At 63.3% G+C, this 22,341-nt stretch carries 24 protein-coding genes and 1 tRNA gene; 16 read left to right on the top strand and 9 right to left on the bottom strand.

Translation table 11 applies throughout. The features are described 5' to 3' along the window. Positions 1–113: 113 nt before the first annotated feature. Together VT84_RS36135 and VT84_RS36130 are read left to right on the top strand one after the other, a co-directional pair. Positions 114–1,535 (top strand): molybdopterin molybdotransferase MoeA, encoded by a 1,422-nt coding sequence (locus tag VT84_RS36135; protein ID WP_082842953.1) that lies wholly within the window; start codon positions 114–116, stop codon positions 1,533–1,535. Between the two features lie 776 nt (positions 1,536–2,311). Continuing rightward, a complete protein-coding gene (locus tag VT84_RS36130) occupies positions 2,312–4,363 on the top strand; it encodes a matrixin family metalloprotease (protein WP_082842952.1) in 2,052 nt (683 codons plus the stop codon). 427 nt (positions 4,364–4,790) lie between these two features. Here VT84_RS36130 and VT84_RS36125 read toward each other — a convergent pair whose 3' ends face one another. The 3 genes from VT84_RS36125 to VT84_RS36115 form a co-directional block, all read right to left on the bottom strand. Continuing rightward, complete coding sequence (locus VT84_RS36125; RefSeq protein ID WP_239465589.1) at positions 4,791–6,053, bottom strand: TIGR02996 domain-containing protein; 1,263 nt, start codon at positions 6,051–6,053, stop codon at positions 4,791–4,793. Positions 6,054–6,355: 302 nt separating this feature from the next. Beyond that, positions 6,356–6,823, bottom strand: a complete 468-nt coding sequence (locus tag VT84_RS36120; RefSeq protein ID WP_082842950.1) for a nucleoside 2-deoxyribosyltransferase domain-containing protein — start codon at positions 6,821–6,823, stop codon at positions 6,356–6,358. A 24-nt stretch (positions 6,824–6,847) separates the two neighbouring features. Further along, positions 6,848–7,858 carry an acyl-CoA desaturase gene (locus tag VT84_RS36115; protein ID WP_239465588.1) on the bottom strand — a complete coding sequence of 337 codons (1,011 nt, stop codon included), beginning with the start codon at positions 7,856–7,858 and terminating at the stop codon, positions 6,848–6,850. 144 nt (positions 7,859–8,002) lie between these two features. Here VT84_RS36115 and VT84_RS36110 point away from each other — a divergent pair, with 144 nt between their 5' ends. Next, entirely contained in the window at positions 8,003–8,773 is a 771-nt protein-coding gene (locus VT84_RS36110) for a CoA-transferase subunit beta (RefSeq protein ID WP_082842948.1), read from the top strand. Between the two features lie 2 nt (positions 8,774–8,775). Here the strand turns inward: VT84_RS36110 and VT84_RS36105 are convergent, their stop codons facing one another. The 4 genes from VT84_RS36105 to VT84_RS36090 all read right to left on the bottom strand — a co-directional run bounded on the left by VT84_RS36105 (position 8,776) and on the right by VT84_RS36090 (position 12,549). Continuing rightward, a complete protein-coding gene (locus tag VT84_RS36105; RefSeq protein ID WP_052550061.1) occupies positions 8,776–9,456 on the bottom strand; it encodes a TIGR02996 domain-containing protein in 681 nt (226 codons plus the stop codon). A 117-nt stretch (positions 9,457–9,573) separates the two neighbouring features. Further along, positions 9,574–9,825 carry a hypothetical protein gene (locus VT84_RS36100; RefSeq protein ID WP_052550063.1) on the bottom strand — a complete coding sequence of 84 codons (252 nt, stop codon included), beginning with the start codon at positions 9,823–9,825 and terminating at the stop codon, positions 9,574–9,576. An 81-nt stretch (positions 9,826–9,906) separates the two neighbouring features. Beyond that, entirely contained in the window at positions 9,907–10,896 is a 990-nt protein-coding gene (locus tag VT84_RS36095; RefSeq protein ID WP_052550064.1) for a serine O-acetyltransferase, read from the bottom strand. Between the two features lie 549 nt (positions 10,897–11,445). Continuing rightward, positions 11,446–12,549, bottom strand: coding sequence for a lysylphosphatidylglycerol synthase transmembrane domain-containing protein (locus VT84_RS36090; RefSeq protein ID WP_052550066.1), 1,104 nt, complete (start codon positions 12,547–12,549; stop codon positions 11,446–11,448). A gap of 117 nt (positions 12,550–12,666) precedes the next feature. On the opposite strand from VT84_RS36090, the gene VT84_RS36085 reads away from it, so the two are divergent. From VT84_RS36085 to VT84_RS36075, 3 genes are all read left to right on the top strand, one after another. Beyond that, positions 12,667–12,739: transfer RNA gene (locus VT84_RS36085), tRNA-Ala, on the top strand. Between the two features lie 192 nt (positions 12,740–12,931). Next, positions 12,932–14,215: a tyrosine-type recombinase/integrase gene (locus VT84_RS36080; protein WP_162271964.1), complete on the top strand. Its 1,284-nt coding sequence runs from the start codon at positions 12,932–12,934 to the stop codon at positions 14,213–14,215. A gap of 199 nt (positions 14,216–14,414) precedes the next feature. Beyond that, positions 14,415–14,798 (top strand): helix-turn-helix domain-containing protein, encoded by a 384-nt coding sequence (locus tag VT84_RS36075; RefSeq protein ID WP_157470229.1) that lies wholly within the window; start codon positions 14,415–14,417, stop codon positions 14,796–14,798. A gap of 356 nt (positions 14,799–15,154) precedes the next feature. Here the strand turns inward: VT84_RS36075 and VT84_RS36065 are convergent, their stop codons facing one another. Together VT84_RS36065 and VT84_RS36060 are read right to left on the bottom strand one after the other, a co-directional pair. Next, entirely contained in the window at positions 15,155–15,619 is a 465-nt protein-coding gene (locus VT84_RS36065; RefSeq protein WP_082842943.1) for an OB-fold protein, read from the bottom strand. Beyond that, positions 15,616–15,828 carry a hypothetical protein gene (locus tag VT84_RS36060; RefSeq protein WP_082842942.1) on the bottom strand — a complete coding sequence of 71 codons (213 nt, stop codon included), beginning with the start codon at positions 15,826–15,828 and terminating at the stop codon, positions 15,616–15,618. The genes VT84_RS36065 and VT84_RS36060 overlap by 4 nt, the downstream gene beginning before the upstream one ends. Positions 15,829–16,103: 275 nt before the next feature. On the opposite strand from VT84_RS36060, the gene VT84_RS36055 reads away from it, so the two are divergent. From VT84_RS36055 to VT84_RS36015, 10 genes are all read left to right on the top strand, one after another. Continuing rightward, positions 16,104–16,466 carry a helix-turn-helix domain-containing protein gene (locus VT84_RS36055; protein ID WP_082842941.1) on the top strand — a complete coding sequence of 121 codons (363 nt, stop codon included), beginning with the start codon at positions 16,104–16,106 and terminating at the stop codon, positions 16,464–16,466. A gap of 33 nt (positions 16,467–16,499) precedes the next feature. Beyond that, positions 16,500–16,757 (top strand): hypothetical protein, encoded by a 258-nt coding sequence (locus tag VT84_RS36050; protein ID WP_082842940.1) that lies wholly within the window; start codon positions 16,500–16,502, stop codon positions 16,755–16,757. A gap of 134 nt (positions 16,758–16,891) precedes the next feature. Continuing rightward, complete coding sequence (locus VT84_RS39840; protein ID WP_162271963.1) at positions 16,892–17,659, top strand: hypothetical protein; 768 nt, start codon at positions 16,892–16,894, stop codon at positions 17,657–17,659. Between the two features lie 40 nt (positions 17,660–17,699). After that, positions 17,700–18,761: an AAA family ATPase gene (locus VT84_RS36045; RefSeq protein WP_162271962.1), complete on the top strand. Its 1,062-nt coding sequence runs from the start codon at positions 17,700–17,702 to the stop codon at positions 18,759–18,761. Between the two features lie 44 nt (positions 18,762–18,805). Further along, the gene (locus tag VT84_RS36040; protein ID WP_082842938.1) at positions 18,806–19,369 is read left to right on the top strand and encodes a hypothetical protein; all 564 of its coding nucleotides are present in this window, start codon (positions 18,806–18,808) and stop codon (positions 19,367–19,369) included. A gap of 149 nt (positions 19,370–19,518) precedes the next feature. Then, positions 19,519–19,740, top strand: a complete 222-nt coding sequence (locus tag VT84_RS36035; RefSeq protein ID WP_082842937.1) for a hypothetical protein — start codon at positions 19,519–19,521, stop codon at positions 19,738–19,740. Continuing rightward, positions 19,737–20,411 (top strand): hypothetical protein, encoded by a 675-nt coding sequence (locus VT84_RS36030; protein WP_082842936.1) that lies wholly within the window; start codon positions 19,737–19,739, stop codon positions 20,409–20,411. The genes VT84_RS36035 and VT84_RS36030 overlap by 4 nt, the downstream gene beginning before the upstream one ends. Positions 20,412–20,439: 28 nt before the next feature. Beyond that, on the top strand, positions 20,440–20,778 hold the full coding sequence (locus VT84_RS36025) for a hypothetical protein (RefSeq protein ID WP_082842935.1): 339 nt from the start codon (positions 20,440–20,442) through the stop codon (positions 20,776–20,778). 3 nt (positions 20,779–20,781) lie between these two features. Beyond that, the gene (locus VT84_RS36020; RefSeq protein ID WP_082842934.1) at positions 20,782–21,012 is read left to right on the top strand and encodes a hypothetical protein; all 231 of its coding nucleotides are present in this window, start codon (positions 20,782–20,784) and stop codon (positions 21,010–21,012) included. Between the two features lie 31 nt (positions 21,013–21,043). Next, positions 21,044–22,234, top strand: a complete 1,191-nt coding sequence (locus VT84_RS36015; protein WP_082842933.1) for a hypothetical protein — start codon at positions 21,044–21,046, stop codon at positions 22,232–22,234. The last annotated feature ends 107 nt before the right edge of the window (positions 22,235–22,341 follow it).

Raw genomic sequence — 22,341 nt, 5'->3', positions numbered from 1 at the left:
TTGATTTGCGCAATACCTGGGCGGTTATGCGGATCGCGCGGACGGTGATGATTTGCGAAGCCTGGCAAAGGCGTGCGGTTGTGCGGATTGTGCGGCCAACGGAGCGTTTTGGGATGTCCGAACCGGCGAAATCACCCTTCTTTGATGTGCGGATGCGCGGGTTCCGCGAGCGCGCGAGCGTGGACGCGGTCCTGGCACTGTTAAAAGCACGCACATCCGCGCTCGCGCCCGAAACCGTACCTCTACTCGGTGCTGCTGGTCGTGTGCTTGCGGAATCGGTTGTGTCTGCGGTCGATGTGCCGGGCTTCCCGCGTGCGGCGATGGACGGGTTCGCTCTCCACGCAGCGGACACGGCCGGTGCTCCGGTTCCGCTCATGGTGGTGGGTGAATCGCTCCCCGCGCGTCCCTTTGCTGGCACAGTGGCGCCCGGGCAAGCCGTGCGAATCACGACCGGCGCGCCGATCCCCACCGGGGCCGATGCGGTGCTGATGGCCGAATTCGCGCAGATCGAACCGGACGGTCGCGTGTTACCGCGTGCGGCGCTGGCTGTAGGTAAGCACGTCGTTCGTATTGGCGAAGACGTGACACAGGGGCGCGAAGTGCTCCCCGCCGGGCGCCGGCTTCGGCCCCAAGACGTTGGCGTGCTCGCATCGATTGGTGTGGGCACAGTGCGCGTCGTGCGCCGACCGCGTGTGGCGATTCTTGTTACGGGTAACGAGCTGCTTCCCCCCGGTTCCGCGCCCGAAGGTTTCAAGATCGTTGATAGCAATTCGCCGATGCTGACCGCGCTCGCGACCCGCGACGGCGCGGACGTGCTCCCCGTGCAGTACGTTCGCGACGACTACCCGGCCGTGTGCGACGCGATCCGCGCGGCCGTTGCCGCTGCCGATGTCGTGCTCTGTTCTGGCGGCACGTCCGTCGGGGCCGAGGACCACGCACCACGTGCGGTGGCGGAACTGGGTGAACTCGCCATACACGGCGTATCACTGCGCCCGGCGGCGCCGCTGGGAGTGGGGTTTGTTGGGCAACCTAACCCCCCAACCCCCTTCGCAGCTTCGAGCGCCGGTCCTGTCAGCGGAGCTTCTCGCGGACCGGCGGCGCAGGAAGGGGGAACAGAACCAAATACCGAAGACGTGAAGCAATCTGCGGCGGTTTTAAGCCCCTCTCCGCTTAGGGGAGGGGTTGGGGAGGGGTTGTTTGGCCGAACCGTATTCCTCCTTCCCGGTAACCCCGTTTCGTGCTTGTGTGCTTACGACCTCTTCGCGGGGCGCGTGATCCGGCGGCTCGGCGGTTTGGGGTGGGAGCTTCCTTACAGGAAGGTCGCGCTGTCGCTCACGCGGCCGGTCGCATCGGTGGCGGGGCGCGCCGATTACGTTCGAGTGAAGCGCGAGGGTGAAGGCGTGGCGCCGGTCGCTTCGAGCGGGGCGTCGAATCTCAGCAGCGCGGCCGTTGCCGACGGTTTCGTACTCGTGCCGGCCGAGCGCGAGCAGATCGCGTCGGGCGAAACGGTGGACGTGTACTTGTTCGATGAGTGAATTCCTGCCGACCGATCACTTCACTGAGCACTCGATCGAGAACGCGCGACGGCACCGGCTATTTTGTTGGCCCGCGCAATTGCGCTAGTGTCCGGTTTCCGGGCAGATCATTTCTTGGGGCTTATTGTCAGCCCTGATGCGCTTGGGTTGCCATCGAAATTGAGGGTGGAGATGCAATCGATCGATAATTTCACTTTCGCCTATTAATAACATCGTATCGCGCCGGTTAATGGTTGCTTATTTTTGCTCGAACGGATCAGCCAGAGAAGAAAATAGAGGGATTGTGCTATGGCATTAATGCGCGGTGCCGCGTTTCCGTGGCTTTACACGGTCCGTGGTCTCACCTGAAAACTGTGTCCGTTTAGGGCCAATGTTTTGATGCGCCCAGCGTAACGGAAAAAATACACGAAATCTGGGCAAATCCGTTGGTTGACGTGGTCTGCCCTGGTGTCCTAAAGACTCGTATCTGAAACGCACGCCGCGTTCCGATCGGCCCTCCCCGATCACCGACGTGTGGGTGCCACGAAGCACCAGCCGACCCCCGATGCGCGGAGTTCTCCCCGGAACTTTGTCGCTAATCCTCGGCCCATTCTCGGATTAATTCGGTCCGTCCGGCTCGCACCGGCGGTCCCAGTGTTCGCGCCAACGGCCGTGTGCCGTCGGGCGCGATCGTTGGCGCTACTGCGCAAACCCAAACAGACACTCGCTGCCGCTGGTCGAGCGGGCGCTCCGCGCCAATGCTCTGCGCCGCCGCACGGACTTTGAGGCGATTCATTATGTTTCAGTGGCTGACGCGAACCCCGAAGCGCGCCTTCTCACCGAAAGCCCCGCGCACCAAGTTCCAGCTCGAACGGCTCGAATCTCGTGAAGTGCCCGCGGTTCTGATCCAGTTCGATTACTCGCGCGACCTCGGCGGGTTCTTCAACAACCCGGAAGCCCGCGCGATTATGAACCGGGTCGCGAGTGAGTTGGGGAACAGCATTTCGGCCAACCTCGCGGCCATTACTCCCGGCGGTGGGAACACGTGGAGCGCCTCGTTCTTCGACCCCGCGACCGGCGGTCAGACGAGCGTGACGAACCTCGCGGTCGGTGCGAACACCCTCCAGATTTTTCTGGGCGCTCGCGCTTTGACGGGCGGTGAAGCGGGGTTCGGCGGGTTCGGCGGGTACAGCATTTCCGGCAGTCAGGCCTGGATCAACACGATTCAAACGCGCGGGCACTCCGGGTTCGCCCCGTGGGGCGGGAGCATCACGTTCGACAGCACGCAGAACTGGCACTTCGGCCAAACGACGGACGGGCTGGACCGGAACGAACTGGACTTCTACTCGGTCGCGACCCACGAACTCGGGCACGTGCTCGGGATCGGCACCGCGACCCAGTGGACCAATCTGTCGCGCAACGGTTACTTCTATGGAGCCAACGCCGTGGCCCTCTACGGCGCGCCGGTGCCGCTGGCCCCGAGCGGCGGGCACTGGGCTGATGGCGTAACCCTCGGCGGGCAGGCTCTCAGCCTCGATCCGACTTTGAACTACGGGAGCCGCGTGAACTGGTCGGCTCTGGACGCCGCGGGCTTGCGGGATCTGGGGTGGAGCGCGCCGGCGGCCGCGCCCGCCACACCGACCTTCACCGCGGTGCCGGTCGGGAGTCAAAACGCGGTCGCGTTCACCGGGAACACGGACGGCACGGTATCACTGTTCGTGGTGTCCAACGGCGTCCTGACCGACACCGGTCGGCGCCTGACGCCATTCGCCGGGTACCGCGGCGCCCTGCGGGTCGCGAGCGGCGACTTCAATGGGGACGGCGTGACCGATTACGCCTTCACCACGGGTGCGGGTCCACAAGCGGTCGTCCAACTGATGGACGGGCGCGACGGCAGCATCATGGTGGGCCAGACGGTTATCTTCCAGGGGTTTACAGGTGGGCTGTTCCTGGCCGCGGCCGACATCGACCACGACGGCAAGTCCGAACTGGTTGTTTCGGCCGACGCGGGTGCAGGACCGCACATTCAGACGTTCCGCGTTGAGGGCGGCGGGCTTCGGGTCCAATCGAGCTTCTTCGCGTTCGACAACCCGGCGTTCCGCGGCGGTGCTCGCGTTGCGGCGGGGGACATCAACCGCGACGGGTTCGCGGACGTGGTCGTCACCACCGGTGGTCAGGCCGAGGGCCGAGTCGCGGTGTATAGTGGGGCCGATCTGCGGAACGGTATCGCGACGCGGTTGCTGCCTGACTTCATCGCGTTCGGTGGTCTGTGGTCCGGCTTGAACGCGGCCGTGGGTGATATGGACGGGGACGGGTTCGCGGAACTGGCGATCGCTCCGGACCGCGGACCGGCACACATCAAGGTGTGGTCCGGTGCGACGCTGACCGCCAATGCCGGTGCTCAGGCGAGCGGGGTGCCACTGGTCGGCAGCTTCTACGCCTTCGCACCGACCGATCCGAGCGGCGCCCGACTCGCGCTGCGTGACACGGACGGCGACGGGCGCGCGGAACTCGTTGCGGCCAGTGCGAACCGGAACAGCTCTTACGCCCGAGTGTTCACCTTCGAGCAGATGCAGGCGAACGGGGCCAACGCGCCGTTCACCGCACCGTTCGGCACGCCGATCACTTACGACGGCCTCTACGCCGGGTTGCACACAACTTCCCCGACGAACACGACCGCCACAAATCAAGAAGCGGCTCCCGTGCCCGTAGAGGCACCCAAAGCCGGCGAAGCGATCTACACCGCGTCGGCTGACCCGATGAAGCACAAATGCACCTGTGCCGGGTGCACGGTGCTGGCGCAACTGGCCGGAACCGATGAGTTGCTCTCCACGATTCCGGTTGCGTAACGAGGGATTGATTCTTGGTATCCGAGCAACGCGGGCGACCACTCGGGTCGCCCGCGTTGCGTTTTTATGGTTCGCGCGATTGCAGACTTGTGGAACGTATGGTGTGAGTATCTGTTGATTTTTATAAATTCGTACACTAAAATAGAGTAGGCTGAGTGTCCGGTCGCTAGCCACACCGGTTTGGGTATGAGTCACAACCCGCTATTGGCGGTTGCGGCTCGCCAAAACACGACAAGAGATGGGCTATTTGTTGGCGGATGTTAACCTCTGGTACGGATCGGCCGATGTGCGGAAGAGCGCCTAAGTGCTTGAAGCGTCAGCGAATAGGTATCTTTTGCGTGACCGACACCCTTCGCCGGGCCGGAATTGTCAGCAAATGTTAGCATTTTACGCGAAAGTCGTTTCTACGAAATGAGTTAAGTCGAGTTTACACGATCGCGTTCGGGAAGCGGTCCTTTAATCGCTTTCGGAACGTGTCACTCAATCGGTGGGATACGAACGATCCACCGCGAAGGTTCTGCAGCCCGGGGGCTGTCATCAGCACTTCGGCCGCAGTGTTGGTCAGCGTACCGGCACCAATCGTGAGCCACTCCAGGCCGGTCAGGTACGGGCTACTGACGACGGCGATAAGGCCGGGTTCGCCAACCCCTTGCGGGAGGTAGAGCCGTTTGGGTGCTGCGGCACGCGGCGAGTGGAACAGCGTGCGGAGAGGTTTCTCCCCGTCGCGCTGAATGGCGTACCGATCGATTTCGATCACGCGGAGCCGGTCGAACACCTCGGAGTCGGCGAGGAGTCGTGCGCCGTTCTGGTTTAGGCCGGTGATCGTTGCCCATTCGACCGGTGCCGTGGACCAGATCTTCGGCGCGGCACGAACGAGTGTGGTGGGGCTAATCACCGATACGCTGGGGAACCCGCGCCAGAACCCGATCCACCGCACCCCGCGGACCGTGGGCAGTTCGGCCAGCCAGCGCTCGCTCATTTGGGACACGAGTTGAAGTTCGCGCTGGTGGTCCGGGTCGGTTGGAGAGGTTTCGTGTGGCAGTTGCGCCGCGATCCGGCACTGCACTCGGATGAACTCGGCACGGGCTGGGTCGTCGTGCTCGTCGAGCCAGTCCGCGTAGATGAGGCGCGAGGTGTCTTCGTCCGGGTTCGCGAGAATCGCCTGGAGCAGTTGGTTCTGGTCGCTCTCGTTTGCGAGGGCGGCCCAGCGCGGGCGCTCGCTTCCCGTGGTGGCTTCGTACCGGAAGACGCGCACGCTGGTCGTATCGGCGACGACGAGGGCTTTCCCGTCCACGCTGAACGCGGCCATTGCCCATTCCCCCGCGTCTACCGCGTCCACGATCTGTTGAACGGCTCCGGCTGCGTCCAGGACGTGAACGACGCCGTCGGCCGGATCGATCGTGACGCGCTCGCCGCCGGGGTGCCGTGCCTGGGTTCGCGAGTCGTTTTGCGGCGTGTGCGGGCCGAACATCGGGTATTCGGCTCCGTTCCAGGTAATCGAGCCGGTAGCAGGGTTGATGTGACCCCCAGCGGCGGTCGGGAGGAGTTTGTTGATGAACGCGGAGCGAAAGTACCAGAGCGAGAACAACCCCTGGTCGGTCCACACGAGTACCTGCCCGTTCGGGTACGGGAGGGATACCCCGAGTACGCGACCTCGGATCTCACCGAACGTGTCGAACGGAACCCACACGGCGCTCTCCAAAATTAATTTTCGTTAGCTTACCGCAGAGGTGTTTCGGACAGGAGATCAGTGATTGGCGGACAACCAGTGTGAGCGTCGCTCGGTCAGTGGCGTTGTGTGTCGGAAGAGCACGAATTTGACGGGTACGGAGGGGTGGCACGTGCAAAACACCAATGAAAAGAAACGAGCCGCTGGGGACCACCCCCAACGGCTCGTTCCGCCCAAGCCTCCGACAATGTCCCGCTGACACTGTCGGGGTTGCCATGCCGAAAGAAGATAAAGCACGCGCCGTGCCAAACCGAGAGCGGGGGTCATTCCTGTGGCTTCAGCCAACCGGCGATCCACGCGCGAACCTGCCCGGCGAGCGCCTCGGTCGTGCTCACTACCGCGACCTCCGGCCGGGCCAGTTTCAACTGAACCTCCACGTCCAGTTTGCGTGCGTAGTCCGGGTGAGTGCCGACGAAGAGGGGCTGCTCGCGGATCTGGGCGCGCCCGCCGAGTTCGTAGAGCGCGATCGGGCAGAGCGTTTCGGGCGGGAACCAGAACAGCACCGCGGTGGCGCGCTGGAGGTGCTGGAACTCCCACGCGATTTGGGCGTGGGCCGCGGACGGATCGTCCATCGGGAAGTTGCGCCGGCGCGGGTTGAGGATCGCGAGTGGCAGGTCCGCGAGTCGCGCGATCACGTCCGCCTGCCAGTCGAACGTGCCGCTGATGCCCCCGGCGAGAAACACACTCGAACCGGGGCCATCGAACTCTGTGAGGGCTTCGATGTAGGTCATGGTTCGCTCCCAGAGCGGCCCGGACTATTTGTTCGGAACCTCTTCCGTTCCCTTCGCGCCTTCGGCGATGTGCTTGGGAACTTTCACCGGAGCTATGTTCCACGCGAGCCCGACGAGTTGCAGCCCGCGGACGAATGTGAACGTGAGATCGACCTCCCACCATCGGTGCCCCTGCGAGCACGCACGCGGGGCCGCGTGGTGGTTGTTGTGCCAGCCCTCGCCGTTGGTGAGCAGCGCCACGAACCAGTTGTTCCGGCTCCCGTCGCTCGTGCTGTAGTTGCGGTACCCCCAACGGTGGGCCGCGGAGTTCACCAGCCACGTGATGTGCCACACGTACACCGTGCGAACGATCACCGCCCACAGGAACCACTGGACGCCGAACTGGACCGCGTCGGCGGTCGCGTCGAAGAACAGGAACCCGGCCCCGAACCCGATCGCGGTGAGCAGCACGACGTGGGCGAGCCACACGAGCAGCCACTTCTCGCCGCGGTGCAGCCAGCGCAGGAACTTGTCGCTCATCAAGTCGGGGACGTACCGCGCGTAGGTGTCGAGCTTCTGGCGCCGGTCGTCCGCAGTGTAGATCCACTCCATGTGGCCCCAGTAGAAGTGGTCCTTGGGGCTGTGCGGGTCGCCGTCGTCGTCGCTGTGCTGGTGGTGAATGCGGTGCGTACACACCCACCACAGCGGGGAACCTTCCATGCAGCACACGCCGAACAGCACCCAGAGCCGCTCCAGGGGCTTGGGGAACTTCGCGGCGGAGTGCGTCAGCATCCGGTGGTAGCCCAGGTTGATCCCGAGCGAGCCGAAGATGAAGTTCCCGATGATTAGCGCGGGGATGCCCCACCACACGAACGTGTAAGGCAGGAAGGCGAGCGGGACGAGCAGGTGAACCGTCACGATCGCGGCCAGGAACCAGAACACGCGCCGTTTACGGGCGCGTGCGGTGGGAGTGGATGTTGGTGCGGGGAGCGCGGTCGACGGTTCCGGTGTGGTAGGGGCGGGAGCGGACGCGGACGGAACGGGGACCGTACTCACGGAGTATTCCTCGGGGGTAGGAACCAGTAGTTGCGGGGTCGGTGTATTCAGTAAAGAATAATACTCGCGCGCTGATCCGTCTGCGGTAATTCAATTGTGGAACGGAGCGAAGTGTCGCGCCTCGCGTTAACCCGGGGACCGGTCATGTCGTTCAGTCCGATGGAGCTGATGATCTGCTGTGCCGCCCGCGAACTCGACGACGGCAAAACGGTGGCGGTCGGGACCGGGCTGCCGTGCGCCGCGGCTATGCTCGCGCAGCGGACGCACGCCCCGAATCTGGTCATCATGTTCGAGGCCGGCGGAGTCGCGCCACAACTCCCGACCATGCCGGTCAGTGTCGGGGACAGCACCACGTTCCACCGCGCCGTACTCGCGACCTCAATGGCCGACGTGATGCAGTTCTGCCAGCGCGGGATGGTCGACTACACGTTTCTCTCGGGCGCGCAGATCGACCCGTTCGGCAACCTGAACTCCACTGCGATCGGCCCGCACGCCAAGCCGAAAGTGCGCTTGCCCGGGAGCGGCGGCGCGAACGACCTCGCGTCGTTCTGCTGGCGCACGCTGATCGTGATGAAGCACGACGCCAAGAAGTTCGTCGAGAAACTCGACTTCCTGACGACGCCCGGTTACCTGACGGGTCCGGGCGCGCGCGAGGCCGCGGGCCTGCCGCTGCACACCGGCCCGCACCGCGTCATCACAGATTTGTGCGTGTTGGACTTTGTCCCGGACACGAAGCGCATGCGGGTGAAGAGTCTCCACCCGGGCAAGTCGCTCGATCAGGTGCGAGCCGCGACCGGCTTCGCGCTGGAAGCGTGTGACCCGCTCGGCACCACCGTCGAGCCGAACGCGGAGCAGCTCCACATCCTGCGCACGGAAGTCGATCCGGGGCGGTACATTTTGGGACGCGCGGGATAGGATCACGCGCGGAGGCGGTTCCCGAAGCATTTACTCAGAATCGCCCGGGTCTCGGAACTCCAGACGACGGATCGGAAACTCAATCGAGCGAGCGGTGCGAGGTGCTCACTGGTAATAAGCGCTTGGGCGGCCCGGGGAGAAACCTCGAACCCGGTTAAGTTGAGTTCTTCGAGTTGGGACACTTGCGGGCACGAGGCGAGGCTCACGATCATCGGTTCGCACCCGATCAGCCCGCCGTCGTAAGCGAAGTCCGCGTGGAGGATGATGCGCTTCCAGGAGGGCACCCAGTTCTTTTGAACGAGCGCTTCGACGATTCGTTTTCGGCCGCCCGTTACGCACAAATCGCGGAGCGAACCCACGGCCGCGAACCGCTCCCAGTGTTCGAGCAAGTTGCGGATGTTGGTTGTTAGTTGTTCCGGGAACCCGCGCCGGAAGTGCCACTCGACGTCGCACTCGACCTCGAACCCCAACCACTTGCGCTCGTGAACCGAGAGCAGGTGCAACAGCCGGGCGTGGGCTTGAGGGTTCGTGTCACTCCCGCGGTGGTACTTGATCTGCAAGCGAATGAACTCCGCGCGCTCGGGCTGGCCGTTTTCGTCGAGCCAGTCCGCGAACATGAGGCGCGGGGTGTCCTCGTTCGGGTGGGAGAAGATCGCGGTGAGGAGAGCGAGTTCGTCGCTCATGACGTGCCTCGGACAATGCCGCGCTGAAATCTTCGCGCTGTGTGGCGCGTGTTGGATAGTTCGATTGTACCCCAAAGACGCGCGTACCGACTACCCGTGCAACATACAGACGCGAAGTCATTCCTTACCCTTGAGCCGCAAGAGTGATTCTTGCACGAGCTGTTTCGTGTCGGCCAGGACCGCGATTAGCGGGATGAGATCCGGTGGCGGGGCTTTGCGCTGGCCCTGTTCCAGGCGGTAGTAGACGGTGTGCTGATTGAGCGCGGTCAGTGCGTCGGTGAGTTGGTCGAGGGCCATCGCCAGGTTTCCGGCGTCGTGGCCCATTTGGAACCGGTAGTCGTCGAGACGCGAAGCATCGGTGTCGGTCATGGGAGGAGTATTCGGTGGTCGTGAGTAATCGCGGGGCGGGCATCAGCTCGCCCCACGAACGCAATGTATTCCGCGGTCGGCTCAGATCTCATACGTCAGCGGTTCGTTGACCGGCTTGGCGCCTTTGAGTCGCAATTTGGGCTTCTCCAGCACAACGGTCGTGTCCGGCGGGACGCTTTCCGTCAGCCACACGTTCGAGCCGACCACAGCCCGCGTGCCGATCACCGTTTGACCACCGAGGATGGTCGCGTTCGCGTACACGACCACACCATCTTCGAGCGTCGGGTGCCGCTTGTAGTTCCCGTGGAGCAGTGCCCCGTCGTCGTCCTTCGTGAAACTGAGTGCCCCGAGCGTGACGCCCTGGTAGAGTTTCACGCCCCGCCCGATATGGCACGTCTCACCAATCACCACGCCGGTTCCGTGGTCGATGAAGAACCCCGGACCGATCGTCGCACCGGGGTGAATGTCGATACCCGTTTTCGCGTGGGCGAGTTCGGTCATCATGCGCGGGATGAACGGTATTCCCAGCCCGTGCAACTCGTGCGCGACGCGGTAAACGGTAATCGCTTCGAGACCGGGGTAGCAGAAGATGATTTCGTGGTGGCTGCGCGCGGCCGGGTCTCCGCGGAACGCCGCTTCCACGTCCAGTTCGAGCGTCTTCCGCACGTCCGCGAGCCGGCGGAGCAGTTCCACGGCTTTCGGCTGGGCTATTTTCTCGCAGTCCACGTGCGGCTTGTCGTCGTTCGCGTTTTCCCACGACTCCGTAGTGGAGTCGCGTTCGTGGCAGAGTTCGTGACGCAGCGCGCGGGCGATTTGGGTTGTCAATTTATCGTGCAGTGCGTCGATGAGGCTACCGACGTAATAGCCGATGTTGCCGATGTGAAGGTTCTGGCGCTTCCCGTAACCGGGGTAGAGCACTTCAAAGAGGTCCGTGACGATACCGGCCACTGCGTCGCGGTTGGGTAGCGGCTCGTGCGCGAGGTGGTTCAGCCGGCTGCATTCGGTGTACGTTTCGACGAGCTGATCCGTGATCGTGGGAAGTTCTTCTTTGAGCCGAACGTCCGTGGCCATGTCTGCTCCCGAAGCGTGAACGCGAACGCATTTAAAGATGACTATCCCGATGGTACGGGTCAGGGACGCGCTGCGTCAACAACGCCAAGTGTATGGTCGGGTCGGAAGTGGAATCGGTTCACACAATTTGCTTGTCGGAAATGTCACAAGGCGCGGCACCGCCCGTTTCGCCCTGCCTGTGCAGACAGCAGCTTCGGCGCAATGTGAGAAGCAGAGTGAAAGAGAGAGAGAATATTTCTCGTCCCCAAAATACGTAAAAATAATGAGTTGCGGCTATCGGTTGGGGTGAGAGGTCAGGGGGAAATGAGGATTGGCACACGTCGTGCATTAACTCAATCGGCGAACCGAAAGCTGATAAGGGAAACCGAGCGGAGGGGAGAGGCCGCTCGACCAACCACTCAGCGAAGGAACTCGCTTAAATACAACCGCTCGGGCACTTGGTAGAGGGGAGAGGCTACCAAAGGTCCGGGCGGTTTGTTTTTTGCGCTCAACGTGAAATAAAGCCGGTGTCGCCGGGCGCTCTATTTGAAGCGCCCGGCGACACCGGCTTTATTTCCCTTCGGCTTTCTTTTGTTCTTCGCTCGCGGCTTCTTTGTGTTCCTGTTCTTCTTCCACTTCGTGTTGTGCTTCGATCACTTCCGCACGCATGCGCAAGAAGACGATATACCCGATGAAGCCGAGGAGCCATTCCACGATTCGCAGTGAAAGTCGTGCGATGACCCCGCGCGTTTCGGGGCGGCCCGAGATCTTGTAGAGGCCCGCGAACGCGGCTTCGCCGACGCCGACGCCCCCCGGGGAAACCGGGACCGCTTGCACGATAAACCCGATCGGCGCGATGACGAAGTGCTCGGAAATGGATGCGAGTTCGGCTGCCGGGTCACTCGGCGGAAACACGCGGGACGCACAGTGGAATGAGAGGACCAGAGCACAGTGAGCGACTGCCGAGATAGCGACGCCCAGCACGACCACTTTCAGCCGCTGACGGTACATCCACACGGCGTACCACATTTCGGAGAGTGAGGTGCCAATTTTGGGTACCCACTTCAACCGCGAAGCGAACCGGTCGACGCGGCGCTCGGGCAGCAGTCCCAGCGCCAAAAAGCCAACAATAGAACCGCTCGCGATCCCGGCCATGATGGTCACGATTCGCTGTAAGTCCGCGTTGTTGGTGATTCGCACGTCGCCCAACGCCCATGCGACCGACCCTGATACGCCAACGAACAGAATCAGGCCGAACAGTCCCATTGCTCGGTCCGCGATCACGCTCGCGACCGCCCGCGTTTTGCGCTCCGGGTGTGCCTTGGCGATGAAGTACGCTTTGAGCAGGTCACCGCCCACGGACCCGGGGAAGAACGTGTTGTAGTAGACCCCAACGAGGCCGAGCCGGTATGCGTTGCGGAGGCTGGTCGGCAGATCGAGCGCGCGAACCAAAAGGTACCAGCGGTACAACTGAATGGACGTCGTGGTCGCCAGAAGGAGGGCGGCGGCGATCAGCCACTCGTAGGCGATTTCGCCCTGGAGGAGCTGTTGAACGCCCGGCGCGCCGGTTTGTGGGTTCGGCTCCCAGTATTTGTAAATGACCCAACCTAACAGTCCGAACCCGAGTCCGTACTTGAGGACCGGAACCAACCACCGCGCCGCGTGCTTCTTCACCACTACCTCCGGGCTGCGTCCGTATGGGGGTGATTGTGCAGTTGCGGTGCGTTCGCGTCTAGCTCAACGGCAGAGGGTTGACACCCGGGGTTCGCCCCACTACTTTATTTGAACCGAGGGGGTGTAGCTCAGTTGGTAGAGCGCTTGAATGGCATTCAAGAGGTCAGGAGTTCAACTCTCCTCACCTCCACCTCGCACAAGCCCTGGAAATTCCAGGGCTTGTTTCGTTCCCGGGGCAGTCTGGCGCGGAACATACGAGGCGGGTATTTTACCCGCCCATGTCAGGAGTGGGCGGGGGGCTACCAACCTGTTCGGGCCGCATCGTAGCTAACACAATCGCTACATGCCCAATCCAAAGCCACGCTATCTGACACACAACGGTTTGACCCTTTCCCTTCAGGAATGGGCGCGAAAGGTCGGGATCAGCCCGGAGACGATTCGGAGCCGGCTCGACCACCAGGGCTACGACGTTGCCCGCGCCCTAACAACGCCCGTCGCCAACAAGTTCGCCAAGCGCGGATCGCCCCCGGTCCCACCTCCCCGGCCGTGCCCGAAGATGCTCCAACACACCAAGAGTGGGCAGGCGTGCGCGCGGTGGAAAACGGGTAAGAAAGATAACATCAGGTACTTTGGTTCGTGGGGATCGAAAGAGGCGGCAGGAGCGTACCGAGCATTTCAAGCCGAGTGGGTCGGGGCTGGTAGTCACCTGGTGAACCCGAGCGGCGGGCGCATGGTTGGCGACCTGGTCGCGGAGTACATGGGGCACGTCGGCCGATACTACGTCAAAGACGGCAAGCCAACCTCGGAGCAGCACAGCCAGCGCGCGGCCATGCGGGTGCTTGCGGCGCTCTACAAGCTATTGCCCGTGACCGAATTCAAACCGCGCCAACTCAAGGCGTGTCAGCAAGCGATGATCGAAAAGGGGTGGGCGCGGGACACGATCAACCGAAACGTCTGGCGCATCCGCCGGTGCTTTTCCTGGGGCGTGGCCGAGGAGTTGGTTCCGGCAAGCATCGCCGATGCACTCGACCATGTGCCGCACCTCCAGGCGGGCCGCACTACGGCCCCCGATCCCGACCCAGTAATGAGCGTTCCCGCAGCGCGGGTCGTGGCCGTTCTCCCGCACCTTGATCCCAACCCCGAGCGCGCAGCGGTCCTAACCGCGATGATTCAGTTCCACGAGTTGTCCGGGTGCAGGCCTGGTGAGCTGTGCGCGATGACCGCGGACACGATCGACACCAGTGAAACCGAATGGGCATACCGCGTGCGGGATAAAAACACGCACCGCCAGAGGAAACGCAAACCGCTGACAAGGTGGTTCGGACCGCAGGCGCAAGAGATCCTGCGCCCGTTCCTCGCGAACCCGGGACCGGGTGGCCGCATTTGGTGCTTCCCGCCCCGCTACCCAAACAGCGAAAAGGCTCGCCGCGTGCCCGTATCCTCGGCGCGGTACTCGGAGTTGATACGCGAAGCGTGCCGGGCGGCTGGAATCGAACCGTGGACGCCTCACCAGTTGCGCCACAATCGGGCGACTAATGTACAGCGAATCTACGAGAGCGACGAGGCTGCGGCCGCCGCGATCGGTGACACTGTGGAGGTGACCCGGGCCGTTTACGCCGACCCGAGTGAGGCGGTAGCGCGCCGGATCGCCCGCGCAACCGGCTGATCCCGCACATCCTCACGGAATCTTCACTGCGCGACGGACAACCGGCCTAACCGACATACGCGATTCATCTTCACACCGGGAGATTGGTGGCTTACCCCGCCACATGCCCGGTGCCATTGTGATCACGAATGATCTCTCTCTGCTTTGGTCCGCAGCAACTAAACTCGCGCGCGAAACAAACCACCCCGATCCACGCGCCGTGCTCGTGCTCTACCCGGACGGCTCCTGGTCCGAAGTCGGGCCATCCGGTCGCATCCAGGACGATTGGGGCGACACGCCGGGGCCATTCCCCTCAAATCGCGGGTGGAGCTTCCGGGCGGGCCTGGCCGCGTTTAACGGGCAATCGTTCCGGGTCAGTGGACTGAGGGAGCGATTACTCCGCGCGCTGGTAGACGCAAAGGGCGAGCCGGTACGAGACCGGGCGCTGAAAGCTCGCGTGTGGGCAGATACGAACGCCGAAGACAACCGGCTCAAGGATGTGGCGTATGGGCTCCGCGCCGTGTTGCGCGCGGAGTTGGAATTAGGAGTGGAGGCAGATCCGGTGGAGCGCGTTGAAGGCGGGTACCGGCTTGCTGTGAGTTGAGGCTACCTTTTGGGCGGCCGACGATCGTGCGCCTTAACCCACGTGCCGTCTTTGCGCTGGTATGCCTTTACGTGGACGGTCTTCCCGTCCGATTGGAATTCCTTGACGTGGTAACCGCCGATCGCATCCGCTGGCGGTCTCTCGTCGTCGTGGTCGCCAGTTTCAAACCTCTGGATTGACTTTTGCGTCGGCGAAGGGGCTGCGGACCTGTCGCGACTACCAACGATCATCAGGCCGGTGCAAACGAAAACCACACAAGCAAAAAGCACCGCAGAGATAATCCCAACGCCAAGGCAGCCGCCGCATGAGGCGCCAGTTGCTCGGCTGTTTCTGCGGTAATATTTGGGCATGGGCGATCACTTGCTTTCGATTAGCTCGCAGTCGTCAAGGCCAAGAGTGGTTGGTTCGCCGCGCTTGCCGGTTCCGTAAAGGATGGTGCCGGTGATAGTTGCCCGATCGCCCTTTTTGAGTGCGAGAACCTCTTTCGCTTGGCGCCGGCCAAAGAATGCAGCAACGGTATCCTTGGTCGGGTTGTTGAACTGCAGCAAGGCGTGCGGCCCCTTGCTTTTCTTGTCGAACCAATCAGCAGAATGAACGGTCGCGGATACCGTAACCCTTCTCCCCTTGTACATCTCGCTCGCGCCTTCAGGATCAGCACGCATCTCCGCAAGTAGGTTTTCGATCGAGCCCGTCGGTTCCGATCGCTTATTTGCTGGCGCACCAACCTCCTTTGAAGTGCTCGTACTTTTGCTTCCCGCCCCACCACAGGCGATGCAGCAGCTCACAAATACCACCACGCTGACGATACGCAAAACAATCATGCCGTTCCTTTGCCTTCTGGTTTTGGCGGCCAGAGCCCTTCTTTTTCCAACAACTCCCTGACGGCTGTGTTCACCAACTCAGTGACGTCGGTGGCCTTTCGTTCCGCCAAGACGTCGAGCCCTATGAGGAGCTGCGGGCGAACTTTGAACTTACGGTTGTCGCCAGCAGGCTTTGAGTCTTGCTTCGCCATGTGAGCGATAATCTTCATCGGTCGTCCTAATCGCAACGTCATTTCGGGTTACAACACCACTAGTTCAGCAACTTTTCGGCCTCTTTAAGGTCATTAAGTGCCCTAAAAGGGCCGATGATGCAATACTACCTGTGTCCTCCCAAGAATCACGCGATAACCCAGCAGCGCCATACCGAGCGAGCAATCGCAATTATTTCGGATCAGACCGGTTTCAGACCACATTCGCGATCCGTTCGCGACCTGTGTGGGTTACCATCCATGTGTGAACGATTGGTCAGTAAGGAGTGTCGAAGATGGAAACCGTTGTAGCGACCGAGATTCCGTCGTCACCGCCACTGGTTCCATCCCCCGCTGAGGGGCGACAGTACCTCACGCCCGAGGAGATCGCGGCGGCATACGAGGTGTCGCTCTCAACGGTCAACCGCTGGCTCGTGGTCGGCGTCACGGCGTGGGATGAGAGCGGCCAGAAAAGGCGGCTGCTCCTCCGTGGCCGCAAGATCGGCGGGCGATGGAAGGTCGCGCCTGCGGAACTGGCCGAGTTCCTGCGCCAGAGCAATCACGCGCAAATGTCGCAACAGCAACCGGAAACCGAATCAGATCGCAAGCAACGGGTCGAGGCGTGCTTGAAGAAACTCGCCGATCTCGACTTGCTCTGATCTTAACTACCCAGCCCACACCAGGAACACGTCATGTCCCGCCGCAAGCCGAAACCCCTGCCCGCGAACGGTAGCGACCGCGTGCTCGTCGCGGAGATGTGCGTCCGCCCAACAGTGCTGCGCCTGCTCATGCTGTGGGCCGCCTACCGAGACGGGTTCACTCAGGACGCTGTTGCTCGGGAGTTGGGGCGCCTCGACCCGCCGGTGCTGGTCAAGGCGGATGAGGTGTCGTCGCTCTATCACACGGTGCTCGACCACCTCACAGAGCAGGTGCGGAGCAAGGCCGCCTAGCGCGGTTGCCGCTCGTGGCCGAGAAGGTCAACCCGCATCGTGAGGCGGGCCGGGGCTCTGGCCCCTGTCGTGGCGCAACTCCACGGGGCGGCGCTGGTATCGAATCAAGCCTCAAGTAACTACCGGAGCAGACGATGGTGGCTCAAACGAGTTCCGCCGGGGGAGACCGCGCGCCCAAATCCGCGCCCATCTACCGACCGGGCGATTCTGTCCGACTGCTCAACACATTGGACCCGGCCCTGAGTCGGGGCGTGATCCTGTACGTGATCCACGAAGAGCACCCGCATGGGGTGATCGTCTTCTACCGGGTTGCGGCCGTGGGCGTCGTCCTGACGGTTCCCGCGGCAGCCGTGTCTCTCATCGTGGCGGCAGAACCCGCACCGGCTCACACCATGTGCGAGTGCCACGACGATAAGGGCGCGCCCGCTGCGGAAGCGGTGGCCACGGCCGAGCCGACCGAGCCCGAGGGAACGATCAAATGGGCGCGAACATCGGGCGGGACCGCGTGGGTCAGCGCCGACGGACGGTTCCAGATCGCTGCGGAAAAAGAGGGATTCATCGCACAAGACCTGTGGTGTGGTGCCCGACTCAAACCGGCGCTCCTGACGAGCGCGAGCGCGTGGTGTGAGGCCCGGAAAGAGGGCCAGCCCCTCAAGTGGAAAGAGGACCGGTCCGGGTACAGTGCTAATCTCCCGAATGCGCGATTCCGCGTTAACCGTGTTGGCGCCGATCGGTTTCAGGCCGTTGATTGCCGGTTCTCCTACACGCACCGGTTCCATCAAAGCCCCATCTTCGACTCGCTCGAAACCGCCCAGCGCTGGTGCGAGGCGCGTGCCGCGTGTCAGGTCGATGGCGAGGGCGCCGCGGTCACGCTCCACTACGTCGGCCCGATCCCGTTCTGACCTACCCCCCATCAACACCACTGCTCACAGAGGGCTCGTTATGTCCGCGTTCGAGGTACGTAAAGCGAAGCGCCAGCGCCGGCCGTTGAAGATCGCGCTGGAGGGGCTGAGCGGGTCCGGGAAGACGTTCACCGCGCTACGTCTGGCGTTCGCCCTGAAACGCGCCGGGATTGGCTCCCGCATCGTCGTTGCCGACTCGGAGAACGAATCAGCCGGGTTGTACGACGGCGTGCAAATGGACGGCGAGAAGTGGGAATACGAGGTGTGCCCGATCCCACACGAGAAGCAAAACCCCAAGGGCTACACGGAGTGTTACGAGTACCTGGTGAAAGCCGGGTTCGACATCATCATTTTCGACTCCCTCTCACACGCCTGGCACGGGGCGATGGAGACGGTGGATAAACACGCCCGGGACAACAAGGGCGACAAGTTCGGGGGCTGGGCGAAGGTCACCCCGGACCAGCGGAAAATGCTCACGGCACTCACCGACCCGCGCGCACACATGATCGCGACCATGCGCGTGAAGAGTGAGTACGAGCGCCTCGACGACGGGGGCAAGGCTCGAATCAAGAAGGTCGGCATGAAGACCGACCAGCGCGAGAACACCGAGTACGAGTTCGATTGTGTGGTGCGACTCGACCCGGACGAGCACACGGCCCACGTCGAGAAGGTGCGCGGTTGCACCGCGATGGACGGCGCGCTCGGCGAATGCCCCGGCCCGGAGTTCTGGCAGCCTCTCGTCACCTGGTGGCTCTCGGCCGAAGCGGTCCCGGTTCCTCCTCCACCCCCGCCCCCTTCCCCATCACCGGCCGAACTCGCGGCAATCAAACTACTGGACGGGGCGGCCACGTTGGAGCAGCTCGCCAGCGCGTGGAAGACGCTTCCGATTCCCATTCAAGAGAAGCTCGAGTCACACAAGAACACTCGCAAAGCCGCATTGTCCGCGCCGCCGAAGCCCGCACCCGCCCCGACCTCGAAGGTCGGCACCGACGGCGTTGAGCACGACGAACTCGGCCCCATCGCGTTCACCGGCGGCCCGCCCCCAGACCCGGACCAAACCGACCTTTTCAACAACGACGACAGCGGCGCCCCGCCGCACTGAGCGCAGGGGTTCAGCACCCGGGTGAACGCACGTTGGAGGGGAAGATGGCCGGCGGGTGGATCAAGCTACGAACGGACCTCCAGAGTGACCCGGCCGTGATCCGGCTGGCGTCCCTTCTGAAGCTCGATACGTTCGGCGTAATCGGTCGGCTCACGACGGTGTGGGTGTGGGCCGACACGCACGCGGACCGTCACGGTCATGTCACGCTTGTGTCACGCTCCTGTCTCGATTCCATCGCGCTGTGCGACGGGTTCGGCGCGGCGCTCGAGTCCGTCGGGTGGTTGAAATCTTCTCCCGAAGAAGGCGGCGGAATCACGTTCCCGCGCTTCGATCGGCACATGGGTGAAGGTGCAAAACAGCGCGCACAGGCCGCAAATCGCAAGCAAAAGCAGCGTTCTGGCGAGTCACGCTCCGGTCACGCTGATGTCCCGAAAATGTCACGCACCCAGCGTGACACAAGCGTGACCAGAGAAGAGAAGAAAAGAGAAGAGAAGAAGACAAACAAAGACACCCCCCTACCCCCCGCAGAGCCGGGGGCGGCGCGGTCGAACCCCCGACGCCGGATCTCAAGTCCGAAACCGGACCGGACCCCGAGGCCGGGTCTGTAGCGAAGTTCGCTGAGCTGGTCGGCGAATGGGTCGCGGCCAAGCTCCCGGGCCACGAATCCGCGAACGGCATCCAACGCACCCCCAACCGAGTTGGCCATTGGCAGGCGCGGCTACGTGATCCCACGTGGGCCGCACGCTGGCGGGAGGCCGTGCGCCGCGCCGGGCGCTCGGCCCGCTGCCGAGGGGAAGACCCGAAGTGGCCCCAGGGCTTACGGCTCGACACGTTCGTGAGCAATCCGGACGTGCTGGTGCGGGTGCTCGAGGGAGAGTTCGACGCGGCTCCGGGGGCAGCGCCCGGGGGCGGCAAACAAACGATCGACGACGTGATTAACGACGCATTTAGGAATCGCAACAGCGGAGGCACATCGTGAGTGACGCTGAGTTTAAAGGCTGGGTCAAGCTGCACTGCATCGCGACGGGGGCCGCGGGGAACCCCGAGACGGCTCGCACCCTGGTGCAAAATCAGGGCGTGTTTCAGGACAAGTACGGCGCGACCGTCGGCGAGATGGGGGAATGCACGGATCGGCTCGTGAGCAACGCACGGACGCCGAAGTTCCCCAACGAGCACACCGACGCCCTGGTGATCGAGCTGAAGGCGTTGCGGCGCGAGCGGTCCGAGGCGCTGGCCGCGGCCGATCCCCGAGACCCCGGGCCGGCGCCCGAGCCGAAGTGCGAACTGTGCCGCGACCTCGGGCTCGTGGATGTGCCCATGCCCGAATGCGTCGTGGTGCCGCCTGACGGCCCGGCCCGATTGGTGCCCAAAGCCGGGTATCGCACGGTGCTCACAATCCCGGTCCGATGCGACCACAAGGCGTGCGCAGCCGGCGCCGAGCTGTACCGCAAAGGCGACCGACACCCGGCGCTCTCGAAGTACCGAGGGCCGTTCCGTGGGGTGGACCCGGTGCAACTGCTTCGCGAGCACCAGCGGGCCGAGCTTGTACAGATCCGCGGCGGGGCCGTCTCCGAGTCGCTCGCGGACCTGCCCAACATCGCACGGCGCCTGGCGGCGAACGGGTTCACCCCGGCCCGCAAATCCAAGTGACCAACGACCACCCCAAGAGATCGCACCCATGAGCGATACCGGACCTCCGCGCGACGGCGCGACCTTCGACCCGGCCCTCGACGGTGAGCGGGCCGACACGCAGCAGGAGCGAGTCCTCACCGTGATGCGATGCGGCCAGTGGCTCACCGTTTCGGAGATCCAGGCCCGAATCGCGCTCATGTTCAACGGCAAACTCGACCCGGAGACGAGCATCGGTACCCGTGTTCGGGACTTGCGGAAAGCCAAGTTCGGCCTGTTCCGGGTCGATGCCCAGCGCCGCGGCAACCCGAAAGCCGGGCTGTGGGAGTACCGGCTTGTTGTTCCACCCCAGACCTCAACCGAATCTGTTCCCCCTTTGGAAGCCTAACCCATGCTCACGTTCTTGATCGCGCTCTGTGTGCTGTCCCTGCTCACCTCGACCGCGGCGTTCTGGTACGCCCGGCGTGTCGTCCGCGAGGCGCGATGGGCGGTGTCGTACATCCGCTCGGCCCGCGCCGAGGTGAAGACCTGGCACGATCGGCTTACCGCCGAACCTACGATCTTGCCGTTCCCGGCCCGCCCGAACGTGCTCCGCATCGCGGACACCGGCGACCGCGCCTGATCCCTCACCACCGCATTCCCGGAGACATGCAATGTCGTTCCTCAGTGGCTCACTTGCGTTCCAGAGATTTCGAGTCGAGGGCGCGAAGCCGCGCCTGTTCGATGGCACACACCTCACACGGCTGAAGGATTACGCGGCCGGGCGAGACAAGCCGGCGGCGGCCGATGGTGTCGAGACCGGATGGACCGCCGGACGGCACATCTGGGACAAGGATTTCACCCAGGAAAAGAACGTCTACACGGACCACTTGCTGTTCGACTACTGCGCCCAAACCGATCGGTTCCCGCCGGAGCGCTTCAAGGCGTACTACGAAACCGAGCTGAAGGCGCTGAGCAAGGACAACCCGAGCGGGCTGCCGAGCATGCGGCAGAAGCGCGAGGCGAAATCCATCGCACGGGAACGGCTCGAACAGGAAGCGAAGGACGGCCGGTACCGGAAATGGAAGCTCGCCCCGTGCATGTGGGATGCGGTGAACAACACCGCGTTCCTCGGCTCGACCAGCGGGGCGGACGGGGCGCGGTTCCAACACCTCTGGGACCAAACGTTCCTATCGAGCCTGACCCAGCAAGAGCAGCTCGCCGGCAAGCTCGAGCCGATCGACGCGGCGGGGCTCGCGATGGACCTGTTCCCCAAGGCCGAATACGAGAGCCTCTCACCGTTCGTGCCGGGCGTCACGCCGGACGATCGCCCCGCGTGGTGCGCGTCCGATACCGTACCTCAGTTCCTCGGTAACGAGTTCTTGCTTTGGCTCTGGTACTTCTCGGAGTGCGAGGGCGACACCCTCAAAGTGCCAGACGGGTCGAGCATCACGTTCATGCTGCAAGGCGGGTTGCGGTTGGAATGTCCGCGTGGGGCCACGGGCAACGGCACCATGAACGCGGAAGCCGCCTCGCGACTGCCCGAGGCGCGCGCCGCGGCGAAGGCTGGGAAGCTCCCGCGGAAAGCCGCGTTCCACGTCGCACGTGCTGGTGAGACGTTCTCGTTCATCATTCAGGCCGAAACGCTCGCGCTCAGCTCGATCAAACTACCCCCGCCCGAGGCGGAAGGGGAGCAACGTGCCCGCGAAGAGGACCGGCTCCAACACGTCCGCGATCTGGCCGCGATCGTGGACCAGATGTTTGCGACGTTCATGCACCGGCGCATGACCAGCTATTGGACGCAAGAGGTGGAAGAGATGGGAGCGTGGCTCCGAGGAACGCGCTCGAGTCGGTTGGCGGCGTGAGTTTCATCCCGGCACAACCCGGGCGGTGGATGCGGTGCAGTGGAACCAGCGCGATGGGCGAAGGCGCTGTAATACCCTCACCGGCCGCCCGGTTTTTCATGCGCGAA

This window comes from Gemmata sp. SH-PL17 (assembly GCF_001610855.1).
GTDB lineage: Bacteria > Planctomycetota > Planctomycetia > Gemmatales > Gemmataceae > Gemmata > Gemmata massiliana.
This window is presented reverse-complemented; position numbering and strand designations above follow the sequence as displayed.

Coding starts and splice junctions, on each gene's coding strand:
- VT84_RS36130 (WP_082842952.1), top strand. CDS start 2,312: ATGTTTCAGTGGCTGACGCGAACCCCGAAGCGCGCCTTCTCACCGAAA.
- VT84_RS36060 (WP_082842942.1), bottom strand. CDS start 15,828: ATGAAGATTATCGCTCACATGGCGAAGCAAGACTCAAAGCCTGCTGGC.
- VT84_RS36095 (WP_052550064.1), bottom strand. CDS start 10,896: ATGGCCACGGACGTTCGGCTCAAAGAAGAACTTCCCACGATCACGGAT.
- VT84_RS36105 (WP_052550061.1), bottom strand. CDS start 9,456: ATGAGCGACGAACTCGCTCTCCTCACCGCGATCTTCTCCCACCCGAAC.
- VT84_RS36065 (WP_082842943.1), bottom strand. CDS start 15,619: ATGATTGTTTTGCGTATCGTCAGCGTGGTGGTATTTGTGAGCTGCTGC.
- VT84_RS36110 (WP_082842948.1), top strand. CDS start 8,003: ATGTCGTTCAGTCCGATGGAGCTGATGATCTGCTGTGCCGCCCGCGAA.
- VT84_RS39840 (WP_162271963.1), top strand. CDS start 16,892: ATGGTGGCTCAAACGAGTTCCGCCGGGGGAGACCGCGCGCCCAAATCC.
- VT84_RS36135 (WP_082842953.1), top strand. CDS start 114: ATGTCCGAACCGGCGAAATCACCCTTCTTTGATGTGCGGATGCGCGGG.
- VT84_RS36120 (WP_082842950.1), bottom strand. CDS start 6,823: ATGACCTACATCGAAGCCCTCACAGAGTTCGATGGCCCCGGTTCGAGT.
- VT84_RS36100 (WP_052550063.1), bottom strand. CDS start 9,825: ATGACCGACACCGATGCTTCGCGTCTCGACGACTACCGGTTCCAAATG.
- VT84_RS36015 (WP_082842933.1), top strand. CDS start 21,044: ATGTCGTTCCTCAGTGGCTCACTTGCGTTCCAGAGATTTCGAGTCGAG.
- VT84_RS36045 (WP_162271962.1), top strand. CDS start 17,700: ATGTCCGCGTTCGAGGTACGTAAAGCGAAGCGCCAGCGCCGGCCGTTG.
- VT84_RS36020 (WP_082842934.1), top strand. CDS start 20,782: ATGCTCACGTTCTTGATCGCGCTCTGTGTGCTGTCCCTGCTCACCTCG.
- VT84_RS36025 (WP_082842935.1), top strand. CDS start 20,440: ATGAGCGATACCGGACCTCCGCGCGACGGCGCGACCTTCGACCCGGCC.
- VT84_RS36050 (WP_082842940.1), top strand. CDS start 16,500: ATGTCCCGCCGCAAGCCGAAACCCCTGCCCGCGAACGGTAGCGACCGC.
- VT84_RS36055 (WP_082842941.1), top strand. CDS start 16,104: ATGGAAACCGTTGTAGCGACCGAGATTCCGTCGTCACCGCCACTGGTT.
- VT84_RS36040 (WP_082842938.1), top strand. CDS start 18,806: ATGGCCGGCGGGTGGATCAAGCTACGAACGGACCTCCAGAGTGACCCG.